Origin of the sequence: Enterococcus sp. S53, assembly GCF_016516865.1 — a bacterium.
GTDB classification, from domain to species: Bacteria; Bacillota; Bacilli; order Lactobacillales; family Enterococcaceae; genus Enterococcus_D; species Enterococcus_D innesii.
Map to the genome: position 1 here is coordinate 1 of NZ_JACVUH010000077.1, position 328 is coordinate 328.

1 pseudogene is annotated in these 328 nt (G+C 43.3%); it reads left to right on the forward strand.

Annotation, left to right across the window (positions count from 1 at the left end):
- Positions 1–328 (forward strand): annotated as a pseudogene (locus IAE45_RS18745) (terminase large subunit); the annotation flags it as partial.

The window sequence follows — 328 nt, forward strand, 5'->3', positions numbered from 1 at the left end:
CCATATTAGTGGGCTTGGTAAACGCCCGAACCCGAGGGAGTTTTATGTGGGTACTGACGGTTATGTTCGTGAGGGATTCTTGGATAATATGAAAGAAAAAGCGAAAAGAGTGTTGAGCGGTTCAGTCCGTTTCAATGCTCTTTTTCCTTTCATTTGCAAACTGGACTCAGAAGAACAGGTCAATGATCCTGATAACTGGGAATTAGCCAATCCTATGTTTCATCAGCCGCTATCTGAGTATGCGGACAATCTCTACGAAACTGTTATGGAAGAATACGAGGATTTGGAAGACGATCCAAGCAACCGAGAAGAGTTCATGACTAAACGT